Annotated in this window: 25 protein-coding genes; 12 read left to right on the top strand and 13 right to left on the bottom strand. The window is 74.0% G+C overall.

Translation table 11 applies throughout. The features are described from left to right. Positions 1–83: 83 nt before the first annotated feature. From ACWIX7_RS17025 to ACWIX7_RS16995, 7 genes are all read right to left on the bottom strand, one after another. Positions 84–509, bottom strand: coding sequence for a DUF6752 domain-containing protein (locus tag ACWIX7_RS17025; RefSeq protein ID WP_448617608.1), 426 nt, complete (start codon positions 507–509; stop codon positions 84–86). Then, on the bottom strand, positions 506–2,098 hold the full coding sequence (locus ACWIX7_RS17020) for a class I SAM-dependent methyltransferase (RefSeq protein ID WP_448617607.1): 1,593 nt from the start codon (positions 2,096–2,098) through the stop codon (positions 506–508). Before ACWIX7_RS17020 ends, ACWIX7_RS17025 begins: the two co-directional genes overlap by 4 nt. A 55-nt stretch (positions 2,099–2,153) precedes the next feature. Next, complete coding sequence (locus ACWIX7_RS17015) at positions 2,154–3,311, bottom strand: acyl-CoA dehydrogenase family protein (RefSeq protein ID WP_448617606.1); 1,158 nt, start codon at positions 3,309–3,311, stop codon at positions 2,154–2,156. Positions 3,312–3,337: 26 nt separating this feature from the next. Continuing rightward, positions 3,338–3,838 carry a 5-(carboxyamino)imidazole ribonucleotide mutase gene (gene purE, locus ACWIX7_RS17010; protein WP_448617605.1) on the bottom strand — a complete coding sequence of 167 codons (501 nt, stop codon included), beginning with the start codon at positions 3,836–3,838 and terminating at the stop codon, positions 3,338–3,340. A gap of 26 nt (positions 3,839–3,864) precedes the next feature. Further along, positions 3,865–5,070: a 5-(carboxyamino)imidazole ribonucleotide synthase gene (locus tag ACWIX7_RS17005; protein WP_448617604.1), complete on the bottom strand. Its 1,206-nt coding sequence runs from the start codon at positions 5,068–5,070 to the stop codon at positions 3,865–3,867. Positions 5,071–5,103: 33 nt separating this feature from the next. Then, a complete protein-coding gene (locus ACWIX7_RS17000) occupies positions 5,104–5,823 on the bottom strand; it encodes an SGNH/GDSL hydrolase family protein (RefSeq protein ID WP_448617603.1) in 720 nt (239 codons plus the stop codon). Positions 5,824–5,889: 66 nt separating this feature from the next. Further along, the gene (locus tag ACWIX7_RS16995; RefSeq protein ID WP_448617602.1) at positions 5,890–7,239 is read right to left on the bottom strand and encodes an acyltransferase family protein; all 1,350 of its coding nucleotides are present in this window, start codon (positions 7,237–7,239) and stop codon (positions 5,890–5,892) included. 249 nt (positions 7,240–7,488) lie between these two features. Here ACWIX7_RS16995 and ACWIX7_RS16990 point away from each other — a divergent pair, with 249 nt between their 5' ends. Continuing rightward, positions 7,489–7,944, top strand: coding sequence for a GtrA family protein (locus tag ACWIX7_RS16990; protein ID WP_448617601.1), 456 nt, complete (start codon positions 7,489–7,491; stop codon positions 7,942–7,944). A 43-nt stretch (positions 7,945–7,987) separates the two neighbouring features. On the opposite strand, the gene ACWIX7_RS16985 is transcribed toward ACWIX7_RS16990, so the two are convergent. Beyond that, a complete protein-coding gene (locus tag ACWIX7_RS16985; RefSeq protein WP_448617600.1) occupies positions 7,988–9,424 on the bottom strand; it encodes an acyltransferase family protein in 1,437 nt (478 codons plus the stop codon). 196 nt (positions 9,425–9,620) lie between these two features. After that, complete coding sequence (locus ACWIX7_RS16980; RefSeq protein ID WP_448617599.1) at positions 9,621–10,025, bottom strand: SbcC/MukB-like Walker B domain-containing protein; 405 nt, start codon at positions 10,023–10,025, stop codon at positions 9,621–9,623. A gap of 68 nt (positions 10,026–10,093) precedes the next feature. Between ACWIX7_RS16980 and ACWIX7_RS16975 the strand changes: the two genes are divergently transcribed. The 7 genes from ACWIX7_RS16975 to ACWIX7_RS16945 all read left to right on the top strand — a co-directional run bounded on the left by ACWIX7_RS16975 (position 10,094) and on the right by ACWIX7_RS16945 (position 16,028). Continuing rightward, positions 10,094–10,219: a hypothetical protein gene (locus ACWIX7_RS16975; RefSeq protein ID WP_448617598.1), complete on the top strand. Its 126-nt coding sequence runs from the start codon at positions 10,094–10,096 to the stop codon at positions 10,217–10,219. Between the two features lie 456 nt (positions 10,220–10,675). Further along, entirely contained in the window at positions 10,676–11,824 is a 1,149-nt protein-coding gene (locus ACWIX7_RS16970) for a DegT/DnrJ/EryC1/StrS family aminotransferase (RefSeq protein WP_448617597.1), read from the top strand. A gap of 16 nt (positions 11,825–11,840) precedes the next feature. Beyond that, positions 11,841–12,776: an NAD-dependent epimerase/dehydratase family protein gene (locus ACWIX7_RS16965; protein ID WP_448617596.1), complete on the top strand. Its 936-nt coding sequence runs from the start codon at positions 11,841–11,843 to the stop codon at positions 12,774–12,776. Positions 12,777–12,781: 5 nt separating this feature from the next. Continuing rightward, on the top strand, positions 12,782–13,246 hold the full coding sequence (locus ACWIX7_RS16960) for an acyltransferase (RefSeq protein WP_448617595.1): 465 nt from the start codon (positions 12,782–12,784) through the stop codon (positions 13,244–13,246). Positions 13,247–13,446: 200 nt separating this feature from the next. After that, complete coding sequence (locus tag ACWIX7_RS16955; protein WP_448617594.1) at positions 13,447–13,812, top strand: hypothetical protein; 366 nt, start codon at positions 13,447–13,449, stop codon at positions 13,810–13,812. A 111-nt stretch (positions 13,813–13,923) separates the two neighbouring features. Continuing rightward, entirely contained in the window at positions 13,924–14,883 is a 960-nt protein-coding gene (locus tag ACWIX7_RS16950; RefSeq protein ID WP_448617593.1) for a lysylphosphatidylglycerol synthase transmembrane domain-containing protein, read from the top strand. Positions 14,884–14,951: 68 nt separating this feature from the next. Beyond that, positions 14,952–16,028: a glycosyltransferase family 2 protein gene (locus tag ACWIX7_RS16945; RefSeq protein WP_448617592.1), complete on the top strand. Its 1,077-nt coding sequence runs from the start codon at positions 14,952–14,954 to the stop codon at positions 16,026–16,028. A 66-nt stretch (positions 16,029–16,094) separates the two neighbouring features. Here the strand turns inward: ACWIX7_RS16945 and ACWIX7_RS16940 are convergent, their stop codons facing one another. From ACWIX7_RS16940 to ACWIX7_RS16925, 4 genes are all read right to left on the bottom strand, one after another. Beyond that, on the bottom strand, positions 16,095–19,055 hold the full coding sequence (locus ACWIX7_RS16940) for an AAA family ATPase (protein ID WP_448617591.1): 2,961 nt from the start codon (positions 19,053–19,055) through the stop codon (positions 16,095–16,097). Beyond that, positions 19,052–20,203, bottom strand: a complete 1,152-nt coding sequence (locus tag ACWIX7_RS16935; RefSeq protein WP_448617590.1) for an exonuclease SbcCD subunit D — start codon at positions 20,201–20,203, stop codon at positions 19,052–19,054. The genes ACWIX7_RS16940 and ACWIX7_RS16935 overlap by 4 nt, the downstream gene beginning before the upstream one ends. Positions 20,204–20,274: 71 nt before the next feature. Next, positions 20,275–20,862, bottom strand: a complete 588-nt coding sequence (locus ACWIX7_RS16930; protein WP_448617589.1) for a PH domain-containing protein — start codon at positions 20,860–20,862, stop codon at positions 20,275–20,277. A 422-nt stretch (positions 20,863–21,284) separates the two neighbouring features. Next, the gene (locus tag ACWIX7_RS16925) at positions 21,285–22,115 is read right to left on the bottom strand and encodes a biotin--[acetyl-CoA-carboxylase] ligase (RefSeq protein ID WP_448617588.1); all 831 of its coding nucleotides are present in this window, start codon (positions 22,113–22,115) and stop codon (positions 21,285–21,287) included. A 168-nt stretch (positions 22,116–22,283) separates the two neighbouring features. On the opposite strand from ACWIX7_RS16925, the gene ACWIX7_RS16920 reads away from it, so the two are divergent. The 4 genes from ACWIX7_RS16920 (at position 22,284) to ACWIX7_RS16905 (ending at position 26,727) form a co-directional block, all read left to right on the top strand. After that, on the top strand, positions 22,284–23,909 hold the full coding sequence (locus tag ACWIX7_RS16920) for an acyl-CoA carboxylase subunit beta (RefSeq protein WP_448617587.1): 1,626 nt from the start codon (positions 22,284–22,286) through the stop codon (positions 23,907–23,909). 119 nt (positions 23,910–24,028) lie between these two features. Continuing rightward, positions 24,029–24,223, top strand: a complete 195-nt coding sequence (locus ACWIX7_RS16915; protein ID WP_448617586.1) for an acyl-CoA carboxylase subunit epsilon — start codon at positions 24,029–24,031, stop codon at positions 24,221–24,223. Between the two features lie 73 nt (positions 24,224–24,296). After that, a complete protein-coding gene (locus ACWIX7_RS16910; protein WP_448617585.1) occupies positions 24,297–24,905 on the top strand; it encodes a Maf family protein in 609 nt (202 codons plus the stop codon). A 58-nt stretch (positions 24,906–24,963) separates the two neighbouring features. Further along, positions 24,964–26,727 (top strand): acetyl/propionyl/methylcrotonyl-CoA carboxylase subunit alpha, encoded by a 1,764-nt coding sequence (locus tag ACWIX7_RS16905; protein WP_448617584.1) that lies wholly within the window; start codon positions 24,964–24,966, stop codon positions 26,725–26,727. The last annotated feature ends 12 nt before the right edge of the window (positions 26,728–26,739 follow it).

Here is a 26,739-nt window from a genome sequence, read left to right as displayed (position 1 = left end):
CCGGGCCACTCGCGACCGGGCCGGGTCGCAGGCGGCTCCGGCGGTGCGCTACCGGACGGCGCCACCCGCGGACGGCTCGGGCGTCAGAGCGTGTCGGGACGGAGCCGGCCGAGCACGGCCGCGTCGATCTCCCGGTCGTGCAGCGGCAGCACCAGTTCGGTCACCAGGTCGACGAGTTCGGCGACGCGCAGGTTCAGCCGCCGCGCCTCCTCCAGCCCGCCCGTCAGCTCCTCGTCGCGGACCTCCGCGGCCGAGAGACGGGCGTCGATCCGATCCGCTCGCGTCCGGAGCGCGACAGCCTCCTCGCGGACCGCGGCCAGGCCGGCGGAGAGCTCCTCGACCTGCCTGCGCAGGGCCGCCGTCGCCTCCCGCAGCGTCGCCGTCTCGGCGGTGAGCCCCTCCAGCCGCCCGCGCAGCTCGAGAGCGGCGGGAGCCACCACACGGCGCAGTGGGTACGCCAGGCGCCGGACCAGTGCCCGGCCTCGTGCGGTGTCGCCCTGCTCGGTCATCGTGCCCTCCGTCGGAACGTCATGCGGGTCAGCTCGACGAGCCGCTCGTCCGGCGCACCGATCCAGGTCATGGGCTCGGTCCGGCGACCGGCCTCGTCGAGGACCAGACCGGCCTCGCCGGCTGCACCGACCAGCTCGTCCACCGTCAGTCTCAGGTGGGGCGGCACTCCCCCGTAACCGGGGTCGGCGACGTCGAAGTGCGCTGTCCCCCCACGCCGCAGCAGCATCGCGCAGAGCCGGAACACGTTGGCCCTCGGGATGGGGTCCAGGGCGTTGAGCAGCCGGCGGCCGAACACCGTCCACGGCCTGCCCTCCGCGGCGCAGCGGGCACCGATCCGGACCACCGCCCGGACGTCGAGCAGGTTGACCAGCTCGAGGTCCAGGTGGGTCCCGGCTCCGACATCCCGGGACCGCGCCACCTGCAGGGCGGGGCGGGAGAAGTCGACCGCGCGGACGCGCCGCCCGCGCCCGGCCAGCGCCCGGGCGTCGACGCCGGTGCCGCAGCCCAGCTCGAGGATGGCGTGATCGGCCGGCGCCTGCCGATCGACCTCCTCGGCGAAGCTGCTCGGACGGTCCTCCGCCGGCAGGAGCGGACCGGTCGACATGAGGACGAGGTCCTCCCAGGTCTCCCGCTCGGCGTGGTAGTCGCCGAACCAGTGCGCGAAGCGGTCCGACGTCGCCCGGGGCGGCCGGAAGACGAAGGCCGGGTCGGGCTCGGGCCATCCTGGTCCGTAGATCTCCCGGAGCACGACCTCCGGCACCCGCGGCGCGGGCTCCGGCCGACCCTCCACCTGCACCGTGCTCGGCGGGAGCAGCTGATCGTCGGGGACCCGGGCCCGGATGGCGAAGTGCTGGTGCCACCACTCGCCGATCCGGAAGCCGGCGAAGACGTCGACGTAGTGGTCGGGCACGCCGTCGTGCTCGAAGTGCACCTGCACGTGCGCGGCGTTGAGGCGGATCGGCTCGTAGCCCCGCTCGCGCAGCTGGCGACCGAGCTCGAACTGCTCCAGCGCGACGTCCGCAGGCGAGGACATGGCGCTGAGGTAGGCGAGGTCGGCGTCGTCGTCGTGCGGTATGAGCCTGCCGCTGTCCCGGACCGGCCCCAGCAAGGTCCCACCGGTCACGAACACGGCCTGACCGAACCGCTCGGCCAGCAGGTCCCGGATCTCGTCCATGTGGTCGAGCATCCGGTCGACCATGCCCGGCGACGCGTCGGCGAGCGTGTGCCCGAGCCGGCGCCACTTGTTGACCACCAGGGGTCGCCCGTGGGCGTCGGTCAGGTCGGGCCGGGCCGCCGGGTCACCGAGGACCGCGGTCGCGCCGGCGGTCTCACCGGTGTCCACCAGCCGTAGGTCCACGCGGAAGCGGCCGGTGAGTCGGTCGCGCAGCACTGCGGGCCACGGCTCGAACCGGAGGCCCTCCCCACAGCCGTCCCGAGGGACCAACTCGGCGGGAACCGGCTCCCCGGGCTCGCGGAAGGACCAGATCCTGCGGCCGTCCACGAGGACGTCGATCGAGCGCTCTCCCGGCTCGTCGACCGCGAAGAGCACGCCCAGCTCCGTCGGGAGCACGTATCGGATCGGGCCCATGCTCTGGCACGCTAACAGCGGGTGCCTCGCCCTTCCCTCTGCCTGAGGCGAGGGGTCAGCGCAGCAGGCTCCGGGCGATCACCATGCGCTGGACCTGGTTGGTGCCCTCGTAGATCTGGGTGATCTTGGCGTCGCGCATCATGCGCTCGACGGGGAAGTCCTGGGTGTAGCCGGCGCCGCCGAACAGCTGGACGGCGTCGGTGGTCACCTGCATGGCGACGTCGGAGGCGAAGGCCTTGGCCGAGGCCGAGACCCGGGTGACGTCGGGGCGGCCCTGCTCACCGGCGGCCGCGGCGACGTAGACCAGGTGGCGGGCCGCCTCGATCTTCATCTCCATGTCGGCGAGCATGAACTGCACGCCCTGGAACTCCGAGATCGACCGCCCGAACTGCCGGCGCTCCTTGACGTAGGCCACGGAGGCGTCGAGCGCGCCCTGCGCGATGCCGACGGCCTGCGCGCCGATGGTCGGCCGGGTGAAGTCCAGCGTCCGCAGCGCGGTCTTGAAGCCGGTGCCGGGCTCGCCGATGATCCGGTCGGCCGGGATGGTGCAGTCGGTGAAGTAGAGCTCGCAGGTGGGCGACCCCTTGATGCCCATCTTGCGCTCCTTGGGGCCGACCGCGAAGCCGGGGTCGTCCCGGTGCACGGCGAAGGCGGAGATGCCGTTGGCGCCCTTCCCCGGGTCGGTGACCGCCATGACCGTGTACCACTCGGAGATCCCGGAGTTGGTGATCCACGCCTTGGTGCCGTTGAGCACCCAGCTGTCGCCGTCGAGCCGGGCGCGGGTCCGCATCGCGGCGGCGTCGGAGCCGGCCTCCCGCTCGGAGAGCCCGTAGCTGATCATCGCGTCGCCGGCGGCGATCGGCCGCAGCACCCGCTGCTTGAGGTCCTCGGACGCCGAGAGGATCACCGGCATCGAGCCGAGCTTGTTGACCGCCGGGATCAGCGAGGCGCTGACGTCGACCCGGGCGACCTCCTCGATGACGATGCAGGTCGCGATCGCGTCGGCGCCCTCCCCGCCGTAGGCCTCGGGGATGTGGGTGGCGTGGAAGCCGGCGGCGGTCAGCGCCTTCTGCGCCTCGATCGGGTAGCGGGAGTCGGCGTCCACCTCGGCGGCGTACGGGGCGATCTCCTGCTCGGCGATGTCACGGATCGCCTCGCGGACCGCCTCGTGCTCCTCGGTCAGGGCGTACAGCCCCGCAGCGTTGTTACCCACGGGTAGATCGTAGGGCTCGAGGCGACTCAGGAGGAAGCGAGCCGCTCCTGCAGCGTGGCGTCCCGGGCGACGACGGACTCGGCGAGGTCGGCCTGGAACCGCTCGACGGCGGCCCGCAGCCCGGGGTCGCCGGCGGCGAGGATGCGCACGGCGAGCAGGCCGGCGTTGCGGCCGCCACCGATGGAGACCGTCGCCACCGGCACCCCGGCGGGCATCTGCACGATCGACAGGAGGCTGTCCAGCCCGTCGAGGCGGTCCAGCGGCCGGGGGACGCCGATCACCGGCAGCGGCGTGGCCGCGGCGACCATGCCCGGCAGGTGGGCCGCTCCCCCGGCACCGGCGATGACCACCCGCAGACCGCGACCGGCGGCGCTCTCGGCGTACTCGAGCATCCGGCGCGGGGTGCGGTGCGCGGAGACCACGTGGGCCTCGTACGGGACCCCGAACTCGGTCAGCGCCGCCGCTGCGGGCTCCATCACCGGCCAGTCGGAGTCGCTGCCCATGACGATGCCGACGATCGGGTCCACGCGGGGCTCCTCGCTGCTCGCTCGGGTCAGTGCTCGGTCGGGAAGGCGAACGCCGGGTCGACCTCGCCGTCGGCCAGGTAGCGAGCGGCCGCCGTGGCCCGGGCGCGCACCTCCTCGAGGTCGGTGCCCAGCGCGGTCACGTGGCCGAGCTTGCGGCCGGGGCGCTGACCCTTGCCGTACCAGTGCAGCTTCACGTCGGGCCAGTGCGCCATCAGGTGGTGCACCCGCTCGTCGAGGCCGGGGCCGGTCCAGCCCTCCTCGCTGGCGCGCCCGCCGAGCACGTTGGCCATCACCACGACCGGCGCGGCCATCGCCGTGGCGCCCAGCGGGTAGTCGAGGACGGCGCGCAGGTGCTGCTCGAACTGGCTGGTGCGCGAGCCCTCGATGGTCCAGTGCCCGGAGTTGTGCGGCCGCATCGCGAGCTCGTTGACCAGGACGCCGTCCGCCGTCTGGAACAGCTCGACGGCCATGACCCCGACGACGCCGACCCGGTCGGCCACCCGCACCGCGAGCTCCTGGGCAGCGGTCGCGGTGTCCTCGTCCAGCCCGGGCGCGGGCGCGAGCACCTCGGTGTTGATGCCGTCGCGCTGCACGGTCTCGACCACGGGCCAGACGGCGACCTGACCGAAGGGCGAGCGGGCGACCAGCGCGGAGAGCTCCCTGACCATCGGGACCCGCTGCTCGGCCAGCAGGACGTCGTACCGGGCGAAGAGCTCCGCGACGTCCTCCGGGTCGTCGACGACGAACACCCCGCGTCCGTCGTAGCCGCCGCGCGGCGTCTTGACGACCACCGGCCAGCCGTGCCGCTCGCCGAAGGCCGCGACCTCGTCGACGGAGGCGACCTCGGCCCAGGCCGGCTGCGGCTCCCCGGCAGCGGCCAGCGCCCGGCGCAGGACCAGCTTGTCCTGCGCGTGCACGAGCGCGTCGGGGCCGGGGGCGACCCGGTGACCGGCCGACTCGAGGGCGCGCAGGTGCTCGGTGGGCACGTGCTCGTGGTCGAAGGTGACCACGGTGGCGCCGTCGGCGAGGACGAGGAGGGCGTCGAGGTCGCGGTGGTCGCCGAGGCGGACGTCGGCGGCCACCAGCGCGGCGGACTCGTCGGGGCCGGTGGAGAGGACCCGCAGCGACTGACCGAGCGCGATGGCTGCCTGGTGGGTCATCCGGGCCAGCTGGCCACCGCCGACCATGGCGACGACGGGCAGTCCGGTGCGCGGGTCGACGGGGGTGGCCACGGGTGCCCAGCCTAGAGGGGGCTGCCGGCGGGCTCAGCCGAGCGCGGCGAGCGAGCGGCCGATGCGTTCGCCGACCTGGGCGGCCACGGCCGGGATCGGGTGGACACCGTCCGGCGAGGCGCCGGGGGTGAACGCCCCACCGGCGTCGACCTCGCCCCACGGGTCCAGGTAGGTCCAGCCGTTGCGGCCCGCCAGGTCCGCCAGCGCGGCGTTGAAGCCGTTGCGCGCCGCCGCGCGGGCGTCGCTCGGCGCGATGGCGACGACCACGACGATCGGCGCGCCAGCGGCCGCCACGACGCCCTCGATGTCAGCGGCCGACTGCTCCCACGGCAGCCCGCGGACCAGGTCGTTGGTACCGCCCATCACGACGAGCACGTCCGCCGTCCGGGCGGTGGGCTCGACGCCGGCCAGCATGTCCGCGGTGGTGGCCCCGGGGACCGCCCAGCCGGACACGAGGTCGAGGCCGCTCTCCTCTTCAGCGGCCGGCAGCCAGGAGGCATCCCCCTGGACGCGGTCACCGACGAGCGGCCGCGACACGTCCGTGGCGCCGGCGGTGATGGAGTCGCCGACCGCGACGAAGGTGCGCGGCTCGGCGGGGTCGGTCGTCGCGCGCGCTGCGCTGGGGGGTGGCGCAGGCGTCGGGACGGCCAGCTGCGCGTCTCCCACCGCCGGGCCACAGCCGGCGGTGACGGCCAGCAGGACAGCCGCCAGCGCCGTCCGCACGGGGACCCGTCGAGGGAGGAGCAGCGCCACGGGACGAGTCTCGGTCACCGGGCTGTGAGCTCCGGGGAGGCGACCCGGACGGCGTCGTCCGCAGGCCTACCCGGCCCGCTGCGCCGAGGCGGGGCCCACCCGCGGCGGGTGCACGTCGGCACTGCGGCCGGCCAGCAGGGCCGCCGAGGCCGGTGTCAGTGGCCGGTCGACCCGGACCACGGCGATCCGCGCCTGGGCCGGCGCCGGCTGCACCGCGGTCGCGGCCGGCCGGCGGGCCGGGACGACCCGGCGCAGCTGCTCGCGGGCCGGCTCCTCGACGAACCGGTGGGCGAGGTGGGCGAGGACGAACGTCGAGAGGAGCACGGGGGCGAGCAGCAGGGCCCACAGCGAGGTGCCCACGGCGATCTTCGGCCACCAGCCCATGAGGGTCCAGAAGACCTCGAACACCGGGATGTGCACCAGGTAGAGACCGAAGGAGATCCGGCCGCCGTGCACCACCGACTCCCGGGAGAGCAGGGCGCTCAGGCCGGTGCGGGAGAGGGCGAGTGCGCCGACGAGCACCGGGAAGAAGACGACCACGATGCCGCCGAACGCGGAGTGGTCGTCGTCGATCCCGCGCCAGTCGCCCCACCACAGGCCGACCGCGATGGCGCCGACGCTGGCCAGGACCCAGGTGGCGGCCGCCTTCTCCACCCGCGGAGTCCGGCGCACCCGCCGGACCACCAGGCAGGTCAGGGCACCGGCCAGGAACGCCGCGCCGATGCGCAGCAGCCAGGACCAGGCGATCACCGGCCCGCCGTGGACGTAGGTGGTGTAGCTCAGCGGCACCATCAGCAGGACGGCGGTGGCGCCGAGCAGCACCAGCGGCGCGTTGCGGACGCGCCAGAGCAGCAGCGCCACCAGCGGGAAGGCGACGTAGGCCAGCCACTCGGCGCTGATCGACCACGCCGAACCCATCCACGACTCGCCGCCCGAGGCGGGGTGCCACCACAGCTGGACCATCGTGAACTGGAGCAGGAAGTCCCAGACGTCGAGCACCGGCTGCTTGACCTGGTAGGCGACCACGCCATCGGTCACCCGGGTGGCCTTGTACAGCAGCCAGCCGCCGTAGACGGCGGTGACCAGCGCGTACACCGGCCAGATCCGGCAGACCCGGGCCCACAGGAAGGTCCCGGCCTCGCGCACCGAGGGCTTGCGGCCGACGCGCTCGAGGTAGGTCAGCGTGATCACGAAGCCGCTGAGGACGAAGAAGAGGTCCACGCCGGTGGCGCCGGCGCGGATCACCGGCCGGAGCGGCTCCCAGTAGCCGTCGTAGCCGAGGCCGGGCGTGAAGTGGAAGTGGTAGACGACCACCCAGACGGCCGCGACCGCCCGCAGCCCGGTCAGGGACCGGATCTCCCCCGACCCGGCCGACAGCTGGGCGCCGGTCTCGGTCGCATGGGCACGTGTGGACACGCGGTCCTCCTCTGTCCGGCCGTCGATAACGAAGCGATCACGCCTCGTGACAGAACGTAACTCGGCAGCAGGGGGGTCTTGACTCGACGGCCCACCAGAGTCGGCGACCGGATCCGGCAACAGCTGACGAACCGGCTCCCGCCCCGCGCGCCTGCTGGACACCGGTGGCGGCAGCGGATCGGCCCGCCGGGCGCCGGCCCGTGGCCGTCGCCGGGTGCAGGACTCCGCCGGCGCGTACCCTGGCCCTTCGTGACTGCCGTCTCCGCCGGTGCGCAGCGCCGCAGCCGCTCCCTCTGGTCCGTCGTCCGCCACCTCGGGGCCTTCGGTGTCGTCGGCGGTATCGGCTTCGTGATCGAGGTCGGGCTGTTCCAGCTGCTCTACGGGCACCTGGGCAGCGGCGCGGTCGTCGCAAAGCTGGTGGCGACCCTCGTGGCGATGACCGTCGCCTTCTTCGGTCACCGCCACTGGTCGTTCGCGCACCGGGCGCGCACCGGGTTCAAGCGTGAGTACCCGATGTTCCTGGTGATCAACGGGCTGACGCTGCTGATGGGCCTGGGGATCGTCGCCTTCGCCCGGTACGGCCTCGACCTGACCAGCGCGTGGGCGCTGCAGGGCGCCAACCTCGTCTCCATCGCCGTGGGCACCGTCGTGCGCTACCTGATGTACCGGCAGTGGGTCTTCCCCGCGACCGATCCCTCCGCCTGATCCCCGCGCCGCTGGAGCGCCGGTCGCGTCAGCATCCGCGGCCTCAGCCGCGTGCGGCAGCGCCCGGCCGGACCCCCGAGGCGATCATGGTGTCCGTGACCTGGCCGGGGGCGGACGCCGTCCGCGGCCACGGCGGCGCGTCCAGGGGCCAGGGACGGGCGGAGGCGCCGGGCAGCGGGGACAGCCAGCGCGCGGTGGCGGCCTCCGCCGTGGGCGTCGGGACGGCGGTCGAGGGTGACCGCGGCGCCGCCGGAGTCGGCTCGACCGCGCGCCGGTCGCTCCAGAGACGGACCAGCCGACGACGGGCGGGCTCCTCGACGCCGTGGTGGAGCGCCACGGCGCAGACGAAGGACACGGCGACGAGCACTGGCACGAGCAGCACCACACCAGGGGCGCGCGCGCCGGCCTCGGCCGGCTGGTGCCAGACGACCCCCAGGCCGATCTCACGCACCAGGGCGTGCGTCAGGTAGAGGCAGTAGGAGATGCGGCCCCCGTACACGAGGGCGTCACGGGAGAGCACGTGCGCCAGCCCCGTGTCGGACAGCGTCAGGCCGGCCACCAGGAGCGGCCAGCAGACAACGGCCACAGCCGGGTAACGGCCGGGGTGCTGCGCGCTGACCAGCAGGTCCTGACCGGTCCGCCAGTTGGCCCACAGGAGGACGACGGCAGCGGCCACGAGGCTGGTCGCGGTCAGTCGCCGGCCCCACCGACGCCCGAGCTCGGTCTGCTCCAGGTCCGCGGTCGCACAGGAGGCGAGGACACCGGCGATGAAGCTGCAGGCGATGCGCAGCACCCAACTCGTCTCGACGTCCGTCGGCCCGTGCAGGAACGACGGGATCGCGAGCGGGGCGGTCGCGGCCGCCGCGAGGGTCAGGTTCGCTGCCGCGTGCACTCGCAGGAGGGGCCGCAGGAGCAGGGCCAGCACGGGGAACGCCAGGTAGGCCAGCCACTCTGCGCTGATCGACCACCCGGGCCCGACGTAGCTCGACCCCACGAGGTCCTCCCGACCCCACATCTGCGTCATCGTGAGCTGACGCAGGAGGGACACCGCGTCGATCGGCGGGTAGCTGTCCGCGACCCTGCCCCGCAGGCCCAGCAGGTCTGCGGCCACGAACCAGGTGCACGCGAGGGCCGTCACCGCGCCCCAGGCCGGCCACACGCGGGCGAACCGGTTGGCGACGAACCGGGCCGCGCCCGCCGTCGACCAGCGCCGGCCGCACTCCTCCAGGTAGCCGCGGGCGATGACGAACCCGCTGAGGACGAAGAACAGCTCCACGCCGATCCAGCCGGCGCTGATGACCGCGTGCGAGCCCGGGAGCTGCTCCACGTAGGGCGTCAGCTCTGGCTCGTAGTGGTACAGCACCACCCACCCGGCCGCGACGGCGCGCAACCCGGTGAGCGCCCGGATCTCCGATCGCGGCCGGCGGGTGACGCCGGCCACCGGCGTGCGAGCGGTAGGTGCGAGCGGCACGCGGGACATCGGCGTCTCCCAGGACGAGGTGGGAGCAGGACGGCAGCCCCGCTCCCGTGGCCCTCTGAACGCTAGTGACCCCCTGTGCAGGCGTCTTCACTCGAAGATCACCGAGATGTGCCGCTCGTGGGGGCAGTTCCTGCCAGGCGACGAGCACCTGCGCCCCACGACCCCCAGCCACCTCAGCCGTCCCCGGGACCGCTGATCAGCTCGCCAGGCGGGACCCGTGCCGGCCGGCGACGACCTCCAGCCGGGTGGGGATGCGGGTGCGCAGCTCCTCCAGGTGGCTGATGACGCCCACCGTCCGGCCGCCGCGGCGCAGCTCGTCGAGCACGTTCATGACGGCGTCGAGGGCCAGCGCGTCGAGCGTGCCGAACCCCTCGTCGACGAACAGCGTGTCCATCTGGATGCCGCCGGCCTCGGCGGTGACGACGTCGGCGAGACCGAGGGCCAGCGCCAGTGACGCCATGAAGCTCTCCCCGCCGGAGAGGGTCTTCGTCGGCCTGCGGGTGCCGGTGTACTCGTCGAAGACGTCCAGCCCCAGCCCGCCGCGGGCCCCGTGCCGGGCCTGCGCGTCGCTGTGCAGGAACGTGTACCGGCTCCCGGACACAACACCGTCACCCTGCTCCAGGGGCTGGCGGTGGTCGCCTTCGTGCGCCATGGCCTGGGGAGGACACCGTGTTCGTCCTGCAGATCGCCAACGTCACCTCGATCGCCCCGGGCACGATCATCCGGTTCCTCGCCTACCGGCGTCGGGTATTCCTCGTCGTCGGCGCCTCGGTGACCTTCGCCGGCCCGCGGTGAGCGGACGGCCGGCGCAGGGTGCGGTCGTCGGCCACGGTGCTCGCCGACTGCCTCGTCCTGACCGGCTGTTCGGCGGAGCCGACGTCCGCGCCGTCTCCCGCATCGCCGAGCCTCCCGCCCATCACGATCCGGTTCGAGGCGTCTGCGTCCGTGAGGCGGAGGAGAGCGGCGCCGACGCCGTGCTCATCGAGACGGTCGGCAAGCACGGCGACCGTCGAATCTCGACCTGCCCGCCGTCCCGGCCCCTTCCAGTCGGCGGCGGAAGGCTGAGCCGAAGCCCGGCCCGGACGGAGAGCGCTACGCCTGTTCAGTTGAGTGGCTACGGGCTGCGCTCGTCGCACACCATGCTCAACGTATCCGGGACCGGCGCCTGGGCGCCCCGGCCGCGGCATATGCACCACTACTCTCGAGTCAGCGGTGGCGCCTAGCAGCTGGAATGCGTACGACAGGAGCCGCATGTCGACCCCATCCACCCCCATGGACGTCATCGCCCTCGGGCAGCCGACGATCGGTGAGCCCGAGCTCCGCGCGATCGAGGAGGTGTTCCGCTCCGGCTGGCTGGCCGGCCAGGGACCGACGGGGAAGCGCTTCGAGGAGGCCTTCGCCCGCTCCACCGGCACACGACACGTGCTCCCAGTGAACAACTGCACGGCGGCGCTGCACCTCGCCACGTCCGCCCTCGGCCTCCATCCGGGCGACGAGGTCGTCGTCGCGGACTACACGTTTCCCGCCACCGGGCACTCGGTCGTCCACGGCGGGGGCAAGCCCGTCTTCGCCGACGTCCGCCCCGACACCTGGACGGTGGACCCTCGGGCCGTCGAGGTGGCCATCACCGAGCGGACCGTCGGCATCATCGCCGTCGACACCCTGGGTCAGCTGGCCGACTACGCCGAGCTGGAGGCCCTCGCGGCCAAACACAGGCTGTGGCTCGTCGAGGACGCCGCCTGCTCCTCCGGTGCGACCTACCAGGGCCGCCCCGCGGGCAGCTTCGGCGACGTCGCGTGCTTCTCCTTCCACGGCCGCAAGGGCATCACCGCGGGCGAGGGTGGTGCGCTCACCACCGACCGGGAGGAGATCGCGACCAAAGCCCGCAAGACCCACAACTTCGGCATCGAGAGCGCGCTGTCCCGGGCGGGGACCACCGGCCTGCCGGTGCCTCAGTTCGACGAGATCGGCTACAACTACAAGCTGTCGGACATCGCCGCGGCGATCATGCTGGTCCAGCTGCAGCGGCAGCCCGAGCTGCTCAAGGCCCGTCATGCGGTCGCCGAGTCGTACCAGCGGCTGCTGGGGGACTTCGACCTGGTCACCCTGCCGTACACGGCGGACGACCGCACCCACTCCTGGCAGACCTACGCTCTGACCCTGGACCCGACCGTCGACCGGGGCACGGTCGCGACCGAGCTGCGCAGCCGCGGCATCCAGTGCAACTTCGGCACCTACGCCTCGCACCAGCAGCCGGTCTATGGCGCCACGAACCCGTGCCCGGTCTCCGCGGACCTCTTCCGCCGGCACCTGGCCATCCCCATGCACGCCAACCTCACCGAGGCGCAGATCGAGCGAGTGGCCGCGGCCGTCCGCGATATCGTCCCCGCGGCTCGCTGACCCAGGGAGTACCTCCATGCCCTCGACCGTGTTCGTCACCGGTGGCGCCGGGTTCATCGGCGGCCACGTCGTGCCGATGCTCCTTGAGCGCGGCCACAAGGTCCGGGTGTTCGACAACATGTTCCGCGGCGACCGCGCCAAGGTCGCCGAGTGGGTCGCCACCGGCGACGTCGAGCTCATCGACCAGGACGTGCGTTACGGCGCCGCCGTCCACGCGGCCATGAAGGGCTGCGACGACGTCATCCACCTCGCCGCGGTGTCGATCAACAAGAGCCAGGCCGACCCGTACGAGAGCATCGACATCAACATGGTCGGCAGCAACAACGTCTTCGCCGCCGCGGCCGACCACGGCGCGCGCCGCGTCGTCTACGCCTCGAGCGCCTCCGTCTACGGCGACCCCGAGTCCCTCCCCATGAAGGAGGACGGCCCGGTCAACCCGCTCACCCCGTACTGCATCGCCAAGCTAGCCGGGGAACACTTGCTGGACTACTACGCCCGCCGGTCGGCGCTGACCTGGATCGGGTTGCGCTTCTTCAACGTCTACGGCCCCGGCCAGAAGCCAACTGCCTACTACACGTCGGTCATCAACCACTTCGTCAAGCGCCTTCGGGCCGGCGAGCCGCCGATCATCGACGGCAAGGGTGAGCAGTCGATGGACTTCGTGCACGTGCACGACATCGCGCGCTCCGTCGTCATGTCCCTGGACGCCGACCCGGCGAAGGCCAACCTGGCGATCAACATCGGCACGGGCATCGACACCACCGTGACCGAGCTCGCCCGCACGCTCATCGCGGCGGTCGGGCTCCACGTGGAGCCGCAGTTCAACCCCCGTGACGTCCTCGTCTCCCGTCGGGCCGCGCACATCACACGCGCCCGGGAGGTGCTCGGCTGGGAGCCGACCATCGACCTGGCCACGGGGATGAAGGAACTGGTCGAGACCGAGATCGTCTGACCGTCGTGACGCGTCCCGACGTCCCGAGCGACAGCACGGCCTTCCCGTCGAACCCCTACAACCCGCATGCCTGGGTCATCGGGGAACCCACCATCGGCGAGGGCACCTGGATCGGCGCCTTCACGGTGGTCGATGCGTCCGGCGGGCTGACCATCGGCCGGGGCTGCGACATCTCCAGCGGCGCGCAGATCTACACGCACTCGTCGGTGCGTCGCTGCGTGTCCGGTCGGACCTTCCCCACGGTGGAACGCGCACCGGTGCACATCGGCGACTTCGTGTTCATCGGTGCCGGGGCCGTCGTCAACATGGGGGTGCGCATCGGCGACCACAGCGTGGTGGGCGCCGGTGCTGTCGTCACCCGCGACGTCCCCCCGCGCACCGTGGTCGGGGGGGTGCCCGCGCGTCCCCAGGCCACCGTGCACGTCGAGGACGGGACGGTGACGTTCCGCCCCCTGGGCGAGGGCGCCTGAGAAGCTGATCCGACGAACGTGGGACGGGCTGCTCATCGGCTGCGGCGTCGAGGTCGGCAGTGGCACCACATGGCGGAAGTACACGACCGTCCACTCCGGATCGGCGAAACGACCCGGATCGGCTCGAACTGATTCGTGATGGACAAGGTCTACGTCGAGCACGACGGGGACGTCGGGACAGCGTCACTATGGCGTCCACGGTGACCCTCAGCGGGCACGTCACCGTCGGGGACCGGGCCAGCCGAGGCCTCGGCGCAACCGTCCACCAAAGACGCGTCATCGCCGCCGGCGTCATGCTGGCATGGGCGCGACAGTCACCCGGAACGTCCCCCCACGCCAAGAGCTTCGGCAACCCCGAGCGGGTGCCGGGCGTCGATTCCGTGGGCATGAGCCGTCAGGGCCTCGTCGAGACCGACATCGGCAAGCTCGCCGAGCTGTACACATCCGGCAGGGACATCGTCGCGAGCTGGCCTGCGTCGGCCTCCCTGGAACCGGCGTTCCAGGGGTGGCGGACACACGCCAACGCCGGTGACAACCCTGCGTCGCCGATTGCACAAACGGATTGAAAGCGATATCCGCTGTTAACCTCGGCAACGGCGCTGCTCTGCTCCTCCGACGCCGGTCCTGTCCGGAAGAGAGAAGTCGTGGCCATTGACACAGCTGCTCCCGCAGACACCGTGACAGCACCGGGCCGGTCCCACCGGGCGCTCGTCCTCAAGGCCGTCCAGCTCCTGATCGAGCTCGCCATCGCGGCCTCGATCATCTACGCCGTCAACCGCCTGTGGCCGGACGTCCGCGACACCCTGCTGGCACTGAACGGCTGGACCATCGCTGCCTCCTTCGTCGCGGCGCTCGGCGCCATCGCGGCGAACGTCAAGGCGTGGCAGGCCGTGCTCCGGGAACTCGACCACGAGGTCGCGACGGTCGAAGCGGGGCAGATCTACCTCGTCGGCCAGCTCGGCAAGTACCTGCCGGGCAGCGTCTGGGCCTTCCTCCTGCAGATGGAGTTGTCCCTGCGCGCCGGCATCCCGCGCGCCCGGTCCTTCGCCGCCTCACTCGTGCTGGTGGGCCTGACGACGACCGCGGCCCTGGTGCTGGGACTGTTCGCCATCCCGACCCTCGTAGAGGTCGGCGGTGCCGCCGTCTGGGGCGCCGCCGTCCTCGCCCCCGTCGCCCTCGTCTGCGCGATCCCGCCGGTACTGAGCCGACTGGTCGACCTCTTCCTCCGGATCCTCGGCCGAGCCGGCCTGAACCACCGCCTGCGGCTTCCCGGGCTGCTGCGGGTCCTGGGGTGGTCGGCACTGGCCTGGACCCTCTTCGGGATCCACTTCTACCTGCTGGGCGTCGGCGCCGGGCACGGCCTCGACCCCGACCTGCTCGACGCGGTCGGGTCGTTCGCCCTGGCCATGACGGCGGGCCTGCTGGCGGTGGCCTCACCGTCCGGCCTCGGCGTCCGAGAGGCGGTCCTCGTCGCTTCACTCTCACCCTACGGCGGTGTCGGCACGGCACTCGGTGTCGCGCTCGCCTCCCGACTGATCCTCACGGTGGCCGACGTGCTCGCCGCCGGGACGGCGGCCTGGTCGGCGCGCGGGGTCCGCAGGCTGGCACGGCCGGAGGCGCCGAAACCGGCCCCGTGACCTCGGGACCCCGGCCCTCGCCTGACCGTGCCGGTCGGCGGGAACAACCGCACACGGAGGTGACGCCCATGACCGACAACTCGACCTCCACGCGCTCGGCCGCCGTACCGGGCGCTGGCCCCCTGGTCAGCCTGGTCGTCCCCGCCTACAACGAGGCCGAGAACGTGGCCGGTCTGGTCCAGCTCGCCAGCGCCATCGCCGTCGCCAACCCCGGCCACCGGTTCGAGCTCGTCGTCGTGGACGACGGCTCCGTCGACGGGACCCCGGAGTTCCTGCGCACGGCACTCGAGGTCAGCTCCGTCGACGCCCGGATCGTCACGCTGTCCCGCAACTTCGGGTCGCACGCCGCCATCACCGCTGGCTTTCGGGCCGCTCGGGGAGCGTGCGCGATCACCCTCTCGGCGGACCTCCAGGAGCCCCTCGAGGTCATCGGTCGCCTTCTCACCACCTGGGAGGCCGGCAACGACGTCGTGTGGGGCGTGCGGGCGACCCGGTCGGTGCCCACGGGGCTGGCCAACGGGCTCTCCCGGGGCTTCAGCCGCTGGTTCCACCGGTGGTCGACCATCCCGACCTACCCGGCGGAGGGTCCGTCGATCGTCCTGGTGTCCCGCGCCGTCCTGGACGTGGTCAACGCCATGCAGGAGGCCAACCGCAACCTCTTCGGCCTGGTGGCCTGGTCCGGGTTCAACCAGGCCACGGTGGCCTTCGAGCAGCTGCCGAGGCCGGCGGGGCGCAGCAAGTGGACCAACGCCCAGAAGATCAAGCTGGTTGTCGACTCGTGCGTCGAGTTCAGCCAGACCCCGGCACGGGTGGCGGGCTACCTCGGCGCCGCGCTCTGCCTCATCGCCACGCTCCTCGCCGTCGTCGGCGTCGTGCTGGCCGCCACGCCTGCCACTGGGGCCGGCTTCTGGTTCGTCGGCGCCCTGGTCCTCCTGGTCGGTGGGCTCAACCTCGGCTTCCTGAGCGTGATGGGTGAGTACGTGTGGCGGGCCGGCGACGACGCCCGCCGGCGGCCGATCTACGTCACCCGCTCGGTCCACGACGTGGTCGCCGGCCGGCCGCGGGAAGACCGGGAGGCTGTGGCCCCCTCCGAGGACGACGTGGTGGCTCCCGCCCGAGTGATCGCGGACGCGGCCCACACCTGAACCGCGGGATCACGACGACGAACGGCCCCGACCGCGGACCGGTCGGGGGCAACCCGTCTCCTGAGCTCAGCCGGCCAGGCGGGACCCGTGCCGGCCGGCGACGACCTCCAGCCGGGTGGGGATGCGGGTGCGCAGCTCCTCCAGGTGGCTGATGACGCCCACCGTCCGGCCGCCGCGGCGCAGCTCGTCGAGCACGTTCATGACGGCGTCGAGGGCCAGCGCGTCGAGCGTGCCGAACCCCTCGTCGACGAACAGCGTGTCCATCTGGATGCCGCCGGCCTCGGCGGTGACGACGTCGGCGAGACCGAGGGCCAGCGCCAGTGACGCCATGAAGCTCTCCCCGCCGGAGAGGGTCTTCGTCGGCCTGCGGGTGCCGGTGTACTCGTCGAAGACGTCCAGCCCCAGCCCGCCGCGGGCCCCGTGCCGGGCCTGCGCGTCGCTGTGCAGGAACGTGTACCGGCCCCCGGACATCTCCTGCAGCCGCCGGCTGGCGACCTCGGCGACCTGCTCGAGCCGGGCGGCCAGCACGAAGGACTGCAGCCGCATCCGCAGCGTGTTGGCGCCGCGGCCGTTGACCAGGTCGGCCAGACCGGCGACCCGCCCGGCCCGGGCGCCGCGCTCGGCGAGCTCCACCTCGGCGGAGACCACCTCCCCGGCCAGGGCGTCGAGGGCGCCCGCGCAGCGCCGGGCCTGCTCGAGCGCGGCGACCGCCTCCTCCCGGCGGGTGGTCAGCTCAGCGCAGCGCTGCTGCAGCGCGGCGACGTCGGGCCGCGGGGGCAGGTCGGTGAGGTCCGGTTCGGCGAGGGTCGCGGCGACGACCGAGCGGGCCTCCTCGTGCTCCCGCAGGCGGCGCTCGAGGCGGGTCAGCTCTCCCGCGTCGAGCAGGGCGTCCGCGGCGTCGAGCAGGTCGGCGAACCCGGCGGCCGCGGCCCGCTCCCCCGCGGTCGCCCGCGCGGTGTCGGCGGCCGTGCGAGCGCGCAGCTCCTCGGCCTCGGCGGACAGCACCGCCTCGCAGCGCTCCGCGGCCCGGGTCAGCCGCCGGACCCGCGCCGGCAGGTCGTCGTCCTCCCCGCGGGCGGCGTCGAGCCGCGCGGTGAGCTCGGTCAGCGCCTCGGCGCGGCCGTCCCGCTCGGCGGTGCGCCGCTGCAGCTCCTCCCGGTCGGCGGCGAGCTGCGCCGCCGCGGCGTCACGGCCGGCCTCGCGGGCGCCCAGGTCCCGGCGGGCGGCCTCGACGCCCTCGGCGAGCGCGGCGACCTCGTCCCGCTCGGCGCGGGCCTGCTCGGCGCGGGCGGCCAGCTCGGTCGCGGGCAGCTCCCCGGCCCGCTCGCGGAGGACGGCGAGCTGACGCTCCCGCTCCTCGGCGGCCCGGCGGGCGGCTGCCGTGCGCTCCTCGGCCGCGTCGACGACCGCCCGCGCCCGCTCCTCGTCGTCGGCGGAGACCCGCGGGCCGGTGTGCGTGGCCGGCCGCGGGTGCTCCGTGGCGCCGCACACGGGACAGTCGGCACCGGGCGCCAGGCCCGCCGCGAGCTCGGCGGCCATGCCGTCGAGGCGGGCGGCGCGCACCTCCACGAGGGTCTCGCGGGCGCCGACCCACGCGGCGCGCGCGGCCTCCGCGGTCTCCCGGGCGGCGGCGAGGTCGGCGGCGACCCGCTCGGCGCGGGTGGCGGCGTCCAGGGCCGTGCGGGCGGCGTCGGCGGCGGCGGCGAGGCCCGGCAGCCGGGCGGCGGCGGCCGAGGCGGCGTCGAGCCGGCGTTGCGCGGCGGCGACGCGATCGGGCCAGCCCGCCGCGGTGCGGGCGCCCTCCTCGCAGCGGGCCGTGAGCGCCTCGACGTCCCGGCCGAGCCGGGTGAGCTCGCGGGCCAGGCCGGCGGCGCGGTCGGCCTCGGGCACCAGTGCGCGGGCCGCCGCGGCCTCGTCCCGCAGCTGGCGGGCCAGCAGCGTGTCCGCGTCGCGCTCGTCGGCCACCTCGGTCCACGCGGCGCGCGCCGATCCCAGGGCGGTGGCGGCGGCCTCGGCGGCCAGCGCGGTACGGCCGGCGTTCTCCAGCACGTCGCGCAGCGCCTCGGCGCGGCGCCCCGCGTCGGCCCGGGCCCGCAGCGGGCCCAGGTGCTCCTCCTCGGCGGTGAGCCGGGCCAGGTCCTGGCGGGCCCGGTCGCGGCGGGCGTGCCGGTCGGCCAGGGCGCGGGCCCGGGTCAGCTCGCCGTCCAGGCGGGTGCTCTCGGCGGCCGCGGCCCCGGCCGCCGCGGTGGCGGCGGTGAGGGCGCCGGCGGCCCGGGTGCGCACGGCGGTGACCCATCCGTTCACCGACGCGCCGGGCTGGGCGCCGACCAGCTCGGGGGCCAGCTCCTCGGGCACCTCGACGTCGGCGATCTGCGCCACGCGGTGCAGCAGGGTGCTGATCCGGTGCCGGTCGCCGCGCAGCGCCTCCTCGGCGGCACGGCGCTCGCCGGCCAGCCAGTCCTCGGCGCGGGCGAAGCGGCCCACGTCGAAGAGGGTGCGCAGCAGCCTGGCGCGGTCCTCCGGCTCGGCTCGCAGGAAGCGGGCGAAGTCGCCCTGCGGCAGCAGCACCACCTGGCAGAACTGCTCGGCGGACAGGCCCAGCCGCACCCGCAGGTACTCCGAGCCCTCGTCTATGCGGGTGCTCACCGGCTGCCAGGTGGCGCCGTCCCACCGCTGCACGGTGAGCCTGGCCTGCTCGGTGGTCTCGCCGGCGCCGCGCTTCTTCGGCCGGGTCTGCTCCGGCCGGCGGACGACCAGCAGCCGCTCGCCGGCGAGGGTGAGCTCGCAGGAGACCTCGGTGCGGGTGGTGGCGTCGGCGTGGTCGCTGCGCAGCCGCTTCTCCTCGCCGCGGGCGCCCGGGACGGTGCCGTAGAGGGCGTAGACGACGGCGTCGAGCAGCGTCGTCTTGCCCGCGCCGGTGGGGCCCCACAGCAGGAAGAGCCCGTCGCGGGCGACGGCGTCGACGTCGACGGTCTCGGTCCCGGCGAAGGGCCCGAACGCGGTGATCGACAGCGAGTGCAGCCTCACCGGGCGAGCTCCTCGCGGGCCGCCGCGCCCAGGGCCCGGACCAGCAGCTCGCGCTCGGCGTCGCTCATCCCGACGCCGTTGCGGACGTGGGTGACGAACTCCCCGGCGACCTCCAGGTCGCTGCGGCCGCGCAGCCGCTCCTGGTAGCTGCGCCCGTCTCCCCCGCCGGCGCTGCCGGTCCACTCCAGGTGCACGCAGTGCGGGAAGCGGGTCTGCAGCTGCCGCATCGGGTCCGAGGGGCGGACCTCGTCGGTCAACCGGGCGGAGACGAAGTGCGCCTCGACCGCGGTGTGGGCCGGGTCGGCGAGCAGCTCGTCGAGGGTGCCGGTGAGCACGGTCAGCGGACGCGGGGTGGGCAGGGCCAGCGCGCGCACGCCGGCCAGCCCGGTGGCGTCCAGGTCGACCAGCCACACCAGCTTCTCCTGCCCGGCCTCGCCGAAGGAGTACGCCAGCGGCGACCCGCTGTAGCGCAGCCGCTCGGTGATCGTCTGCGGGCGGTGCAGGTGGCCCAGCGCCACGTAGTCGACGCCGTCGAAGACCGCGGCCGGCACCAGGTCCACCCCGCCGACGCAGATGTCGCGCTCGCTGTCGCTGGGCACCCCGCCGCCGACGAAGGCGTGCGCCAGCACGACCGACCGGGCGCCGGGGCGCAGGAACAGGTCGCGGCGGACCCGCTCCATCGCCTGGGCCAGCACCGCCTCGTGCGAGCGGGCGCCCGGGACCCCGAGCTCGTGCCGGGCGATCTCCGGCTCCAGGTAGGGCAGCCCGTAGACGGCCACCTCGCCGTGCTCGTCGCGCAGCAGCACCGGCTCGTCGAGCCCGGCGGTGGTGGCGCGCACGTGCAGCCCGGCGGCCGAGAGCAGACCGGAGAAGGTGCCCAGACGGCGCGCGGAGTCGTGGTTGCCCGGCGTCAGGACGACGGCCGCCCCGGCCCGCAGCAGCCGCCCGATCACCCGGTCGAGCACGCCGGTCGCGTCCGCCGAGGGCACCGCGCGGTCGTACACGTCACCGGCGACGACCACGACGTCGACCGCCTCGGCGCCCACGACGCCGGCCAGGCCGGAGAGCACCTCCTCCTGCTCACGCAGCAGGTCGGCGCCGTACAGGGAGCGGCCGATGTGCCAGTCGGAGGTGTGCAGCAGCCGCATGGGCGCAGAAGGTAGGGCGGGGTGCTGACAGAAGTGCCCAGCCACGCCGTGACGGGCCCGTCACACCCGGCTCAGAGGCGGGTGGTGCGGTGCCCGGCGGTCCAGCCGGTGGGGGTCCAGCCGTCGTCGTCCCACCCGTCGCGCGGCAGCGGCACACCGGCGCCGCGCCGGTCGGCGTCCTCCTCCACCAGCGCGACGAGCAGCTGCTGGACGCCGTCGCTGTCGGGCACCCGGTCGAGCACGGTGGTCCCGCCCTCCCCCAGGGTCTCGATGGTCAGCGTCCCCGAGCGGACCAGCCGCTGGCCCAGCGTCTGCCGGTAGGAGACGTCGGCGATCCGGGACAGCACGATGTCGCGGCCCCGGCGGGCGAGGACGCCCTCGCGCAGCAGCACCCGGTGGGTCGTGACGACGTAGTGGGTGGTGCGCCAGCGCAGCACCGGCCGGACGACGGCGACGACGAGGACGCCCAGCGCGAGCCCGGCGAGCACCGCCCGCGCCGTGCCCTGGGAGGCCCCGGCGGGCACCAGCGCCGCGCCGAACGACGTGCCGCCCACCACGAGCAGCAGGACGAGGACCGGACGGACGAGGGTCAGCCAGTGGGGGTGCAGGTGCCGGACGACCTCTTCGTCCTCGGCGAGCAGCTTGTCCGGATAGGGCACGCGGACAGGATGACCCGTGCCGACGCCGTCTGACGGTCCCCGACGGGACCCCGGGGCGTGTCGATCCCACGGGCACCACGGGTCCCACGGCGTCGCCTCGGCGCTCGGGGCGCGGACCGAGGTCACCTCGGGCATCCGGGGGCGTCGCGGGCGCCGATCGCCGGGAGCGCCCCAGCGTCTCGTCGGGAGGGGAAGACCACACCGGCACCCCGGCGTACCCGCCCGCACCCCGGCGCGCTCCACCTCACGCAGGGCAGCACCTCCGTCGTCGCGGGAGCCGCGACCCACGTCGCCGCCCGGTCGCTGCGCTCGGTACGGGCCACCCGGTGGACGGTGAGGCAGGTGGAGGCGCCGGCCAGCACCGACGGTAGCCGCGACCGCCCTGGCGCCTCGCCTCGGCGCCGCCGCGGCGGACCCACCCGTCACACGCGACCACGCAGGTGCCTCACGTCACCGCTGGCGAGCTCGACCGTCCCCTGCGGCGCCCGGACGACGAGCCGGCCGTCCCAGTCGACCGACTCCGCGACCCCCTCGAGCGTGGAGCCATCGGGGAGGGTGACGACGACGTCCGCGCCGACCGTCGAGCACCACGCCAGGTAGTCGCGGGCCAGCCCGCTGGAGACCGGGTCGCCGAGTGCCCGTGCCCAGGTGAGGTAGCGGTGCTCGAAGGTGCGCAGGAACTGCAGCAGCACCGCCGCGCGGTCGACCGGCCGCCCCGCCTCGAGTGCGAGGGAGGTGGCGGTGTCGGGCAGCTCGTCGGCCCGGGTGGAGACGTTGAGGCCGACGCCCACGACGACCGCCCCGCTGCCGACCTCGGCGAGGATGCCGGCCAGCTTCGCGCCGCCGGCGGCGAGCAGGTCGTTGGGCCACTTCAGCGAGGTGCGCACGCCCGGCACCTCGCCCACCGCCTCGGCCAGGGCCACGCCGGTGAGCAGCGGCAGCCACCCGCGGCGCGCGCCCGGGACGTCGGGGCGCAGCAGGAACGAGACGGTGACGCCCGCGCCCGGCGGGGAGGTCCAGACCCGGTCCAGCCGTCCCCGGCCGGTCACCTGGTGCTCGGCCGCGAGGACCGTCCCCTCGGGCGCGTCCTCGGCCGCGGCCGCGAGGAGAGCGGCGTTCGTCGAGCCGATCTCGGGTACCACCTCCAGCGAGCGCCACAGGGCGCTCCCCGTGGTCAGCGCAGCTGCCAGCGACCGGCCGTCGAGCGGGGCCCGGGAGGGGTCGGAGGAGGCGGACGGCAGCGTCTGGGGCACTCTTCTACGCTACGGAACCCGTGAGCGAGGGAGCTCACTGCCGGGCACGGCAGCGCGTGCACGCGCCGACGAGTCCCAGCGAGGAGAGCACGTGAGCGAGCTTGCGAGCTCACGGATGGATGCAGCAGCGCGGCGCGAACGCGCCGACGAGCGCAGCGAGGAGAGCACGTGAGCGCGGCTGAACTGGAGAGCGCTGAGGACTTCGTCCCCGGCGACGTCGACATCCACACGACCGCCGGCAAGCTGGCGGACTTCGAGCGTCGCGTGCAGGAGGCCACCCACGCGGGCTCCGAGCGCGCCGTGGAGAAACAGCACGCCGCGGGCAAGATGACCGCCCGCGAGCGGATCGAGGCGCTGCTGGACCCGGGCTCGTTCACCGAGCTCGACGAGTTCGCCCGGCACCGCTCCACCAACTTCGGCATGGAGTCCAAGCGGCCCTTCGGGGACGGCGTCGTCACCGGGTACGGCACCGTCGACGGCCGGCCGGTGTGCGTCTTCTCCCAGGACGTCACCGTCTTCGGCGGCAGCCTCGGCGAGGTCTACGGCGAGAAGATCGTCAAGGTGCTCGACCTGGCCATGCGCAACGGCTGCCCGGTCATCGGCATCAACGAGGGCGGCGGCGCGCGGATCCAGGAGGGCGTGGTGGCCCTCGGCCTCTACGCCGAGATCTTCCGGCGCAACGTGCACGCCTCCGGCGTCATCCCGCAGATCTCGCTGGTGATGGGCGCCGCGGCCGGTGGGCACGTCTACTCCCCCGCGCTCACCGACTTCGTCGTGATGGTCGACCAGACCAGCCAGATGTTCATCACCGGCCCCGACGTCGTGAAGACCGTGACCGGCGAGGACGTCACGCTCGAGGAGCTCGGCGGCGCCCGCACGCACAACACCAAGTCGGGCGTCGCGCACTACCTCGCCGAGGACGAGGCGGACGCGCTGGACTACGTCAAGGCGCTGCTGTCCTACCTGCCGAGCAACAACCTCGACCCGCTGCCGGCCCTCGAGGTCGCGCCGGCCGACACCACGCACGACGGCGTGACCGACGAGGACCGCGAGCTCGACACCTTCGTCCCCGACTCGGCCAACACCCCCTACGACATGCACACCGTCATCGAGCACGTGCTCGACGACGGCGAGTTCCTCGAGGCGCAGCCGCTGTTCGCGCCGAACATCGTCGTCGGCTTCGGCCGGGTCGAGGGGCGGCCGGTCGGGATCGTGGCCAACCAGCCCACCCAGCTCGCCGGCACGCTGGACATCGACGCCAGCGAGAAGGCGGCGCGGTTCGTGCGCACCTGCGACGCCTTCAACGTCCCGGTGCTGACCTTCGTCGACGTCCCCGGTTTCCTGCCCGGCACCTCCCAGGAGTGGGAGGGGATCATCCGCCGCGGCGCGAAGCTGATCTACGCGTACGCCGAGGCGACCGTCCCGAAGATCACCGTGATCACCCGCAAGGCCTACGGCGGCGCCTACGACGTCATGGGCTCCAAGCACCTCGGGGCCGACCTCAACCTCGCGTGGCCGACCTCACAGATCGCCGTCATGGGCGCCCAGGGCGCGGTCAACATCCTCTACCGACGCGAGCTGGCCGACGCAGACGACGCCGATGCGCGCCGCGCCGAGCTGATCACCGAGTACGAGGACGCGCTGCTCTCGCCGTACATCGCGGCCGACCGTGGGTACGTGGACCAGGTGATCCGGCCGTCGGAGACCCGCATCGAGGTCACCAAGGGGCTGCGCCTGCTGGCCAACAAGCGCCAGACCCTGCCTCCGAAGAAGCACGGGAACATCCCGCTGTGACGACGACACCGTCGTCCTCCGGACGACCACCGCGGTCAGGTGCCGCCCCCGGCTCGCGTGGAGCCGCTGCGTCGTTCGATCGCGGGGACCCTCCGGGCCCCCACTCCTCACGACCTCCGTTGCTCACCGTCGTCCGCGGGGAACCCTCGGCCGAGGAGCTCGCCGCACTCACCGTCGTCGTCGCCGCCCTGTCACAGCGGCGCACCCGCCGCCGGCCGACCCCGGTCGGGACCTGGGCGTCGTTCGGGGACCTCCACCGGCGCCCGCTGCGTCCCGGACCCGGTGGCTGGCGCGCCTCCGGGCGGTTCGCATGAATGAGCGTGCGAGTTCGTGCGACAGGGAAGCAGAGCTGCGGATGCTGGAGACGAGCGCCAGCGAGGAGGAAGCATGAGCGTGGACCGCCGTCTGGTGCTGGCCTCGGCGTCCCCTGCCCGGCTGACCCTGCTGCGCCAGGCCGGGCTGACACCCGAGGTCGTCGTCAGCCAGGTCGACGAGTCCTCGGTGCAGGCCGCGCGGGTCGGCGAGACGGTCGCCCTGCTGGCCGCCGCCAAGGCCAAGGCCGTCGCCGAGCAGGAGACCGACGCGCTCGTCGTGGGCGCCGACTCGCTGCTGGAGTTCCGCGGCCAGGCGCTGGGCAAGCCCACCGACACGCACGACGCCCGGGACCGCTGGCAGCGGATGAGCGGCAAGAGCGGCGTGCTGCACACCGGGCAGGCGCTCTTCGACGTCCAGGACGGCCAGGTGGTCAGCCGGGACGTCGCCGTCGTCTCCACCGTCGTGCACTTCGCCAACCCCACGCCGCAGGAGATCGAGGCCTACCTCGCCACCGGCGAGCCGCTGGCCGTGGCCGGCGCCTTCACCCTCGACGGGCTGGGCGCGCCGTTCGTCCGGCGGGTGGACGGCGACCCGGCGGCGGTCGTCGGCCTGTCGCTGGCCACGCTGCGCGCCCAGCTCGCCAAGCGCGGGCTGGCGATCACCGACCTCTGGCGGCGCTGAGCCCGCGCTCGTCCGCCCACCCGCAGTCGAAGCAGTACGAACCCGAGGGAGAACACCGGTGCAGAAGGTCCTGATCGCCAACCGCGGCGAGATCGCGGTGCGCGTCGCCCGCGCGTGCAAGGACGCCGGCCTCACCAGCGTGGCCGTCTACGCCGAGCCCGACCGTGACGCGCTGCACGTGCGCATGGCCGACGAGGCCTTCTCCCTCGGGGGGACGACGCCGGGCGACTCCTACCTGGTGGTCGACAAGATCCTGGACGCCGCCAAGCGGTCCGGCGCGGACGCGGTCCACCCCGGCTACGGCTTCCTCTCGGAGAACGCCGGCTTCGCCCAGGCGGTGATCGACGCAGGGCTGACCTGGATCGGCCCCTCCCCCGAGGCGATCATCGCCCTCGGCGACAAGGTGCAGGCCCGGCACATCGCCATGGCGGCCGGCGCGCCGCTGGTGCCCGGCACCAAGGACCCGGTCGGTGGCGCCGACGAGGTCGTGGCCTTCGCCGAGGAGCACGGCCTGCCGGTCGCCATCAAGGCGGCGTTCGGGGGCGGCGGGCGCGGGCTGAAGGTGGCCCGCACCACGGAGGAGATCCCCGAGCTGTTCGACTCCGCCGTCCGCGAGGCCGTGTCGGCCTTCGGCCGCGGGGAGTGCTTCGTCGAGCGCTTCCTCGACAAGCCCCGGCACGTCGAGGCCCAGGTGCTGGCCGACACCCACGGCAACGTGGTCGTCGTCGGCACCCGCGACTGCTCGCTGCAGCGGCGCAACCAGAAGCTCGTCGAGGAGGCTCCCGCGCCGTTCCTGACCGACGAGCAGCGGGCCCGCATCCACGAGTCGGCCAAGGCCATCTGCAGGGAGGCCGGCTACCACGGCGCCGGCACGGTCGAGTACCTCGTCGGCATCGACGGCTCCATCTCCTTCCTCGAGGTCAACACCCGGCTGCAGGTCGAGCACCCGGTGTCGGAGGAGACCAGCGGCCTCGACCTGGTCCGCCAGCAGTTCCGCATCGCTGACGGCCTGCCGCTCGAGGTCACCGAGGACCCGACCCCGCGCGGGCACAGCATCGAGTTCCGGATCAACGCCGAGGACGCCGGCCGCAACTTCATGCCCGCCCCCGGCCCGGTGACCCGGCTGGAGATCCCGCAGGGCCCGGGCGTGCGCTGGGACTCCGGCGTCGAGACCGGCGGGGAGGTGGTCGGCGCGTTCGACTCGATGCTGGCCAAGCTCATCGTCACCGGCGCCACCCGCGAGGAGGCCCTGCAGCGGGCCCGTCGCGCGCTGGACGAGCTGGTGGTCGAGGGTATGCCGACCGTCGTCCCGTTCCACCGGGCGGTGGTGCGCGACGAGGCGTTCACCACGGAGCCGTTCACCGTGCACACCCGCTGGATCGAGACAGAGTGGGACAACCAGGTCCCGCCGTACTCCGCGGCCCCGGCCGGGCACGACGAGGAGGAGCCGCGGCAGACCGTCGTCGTCGAGGTCGGCGGACGACGGCTGGAGGTGTCGCTGCCCGCGGGCCTGGCCGTCGGCGGCGGGGGCGCCCCGGCCGCCGCCGGCGGGGCCAAGCCGCGCAAGCGCGGCGGTGGGCACGGCGGGTCGGCGGCGTCCGGCGACTCCCTGACCAGCCCGATGCAGGGCACCATCGTCAAGGTCGCGGTCTCCGACGGGGACACCGTGGCCGAGGGCGACCTGGTCGTCGTCCTCGAGGCGATGAAGATGGAGCAACCGATCACCGCGCACAAGGCCGGCACGGTCAGCGGCCTGTCCGCCGAGGTGGGCGCCTCGGTGACCAGCGGCGCGGTCATCTGCACGATCGCCGACGCGGGGTAGTCCCTCGACACG

Source organism: Geodermatophilus sp. URMC 65, from assembly GCF_053502545.1.
This window is presented reverse-complemented; position numbering and strand designations above follow the sequence as displayed.

Excerpts from the sequence above, each read along its gene's own strand:
- ACWIX7_RS17025 (WP_448617608.1), bottom strand. The coding sequence starts at position 509 with ATGACCGAGCAGGGCGACACCGCACGAGGCCGGGCACTGGTCCGGCGC.
- ACWIX7_RS17020 (WP_448617607.1), bottom strand. The coding sequence starts at position 2,098 with ATGGGCCCGATCCGATACGTGCTCCCGACGGAGCTGGGCGTGCTCTTC.
- ACWIX7_RS16985 (WP_448617600.1), bottom strand. The coding sequence starts at position 9,424 with ATGTCCCGCGTGCCGCTCGCACCTACCGCTCGCACGCCGGTGGCCGGC.
- ACWIX7_RS16970 (WP_448617597.1), top strand. The coding sequence starts at position 10,676 with ATGTCGACCCCATCCACCCCCATGGACGTCATCGCCCTCGGGCAGCCG.
- ACWIX7_RS16965 (WP_448617596.1), top strand. The coding sequence starts at position 11,841 with ATGCCCTCGACCGTGTTCGTCACCGGTGGCGCCGGGTTCATCGGCGGC.
- ACWIX7_RS16945 (WP_448617592.1), top strand. The coding sequence starts at position 14,952 with ATGACCGACAACTCGACCTCCACGCGCTCGGCCGCCGTACCGGGCGCT.
- ACWIX7_RS16935 (WP_448617590.1), bottom strand. The coding sequence starts at position 20,203 with ATGCGGCTGCTGCACACCTCCGACTGGCACATCGGCCGCTCCCTGTAC.
- ACWIX7_RS16910 (WP_448617585.1), top strand. The coding sequence starts at position 24,297 with ATGAGCGTGGACCGCCGTCTGGTGCTGGCCTCGGCGTCCCCTGCCCGG.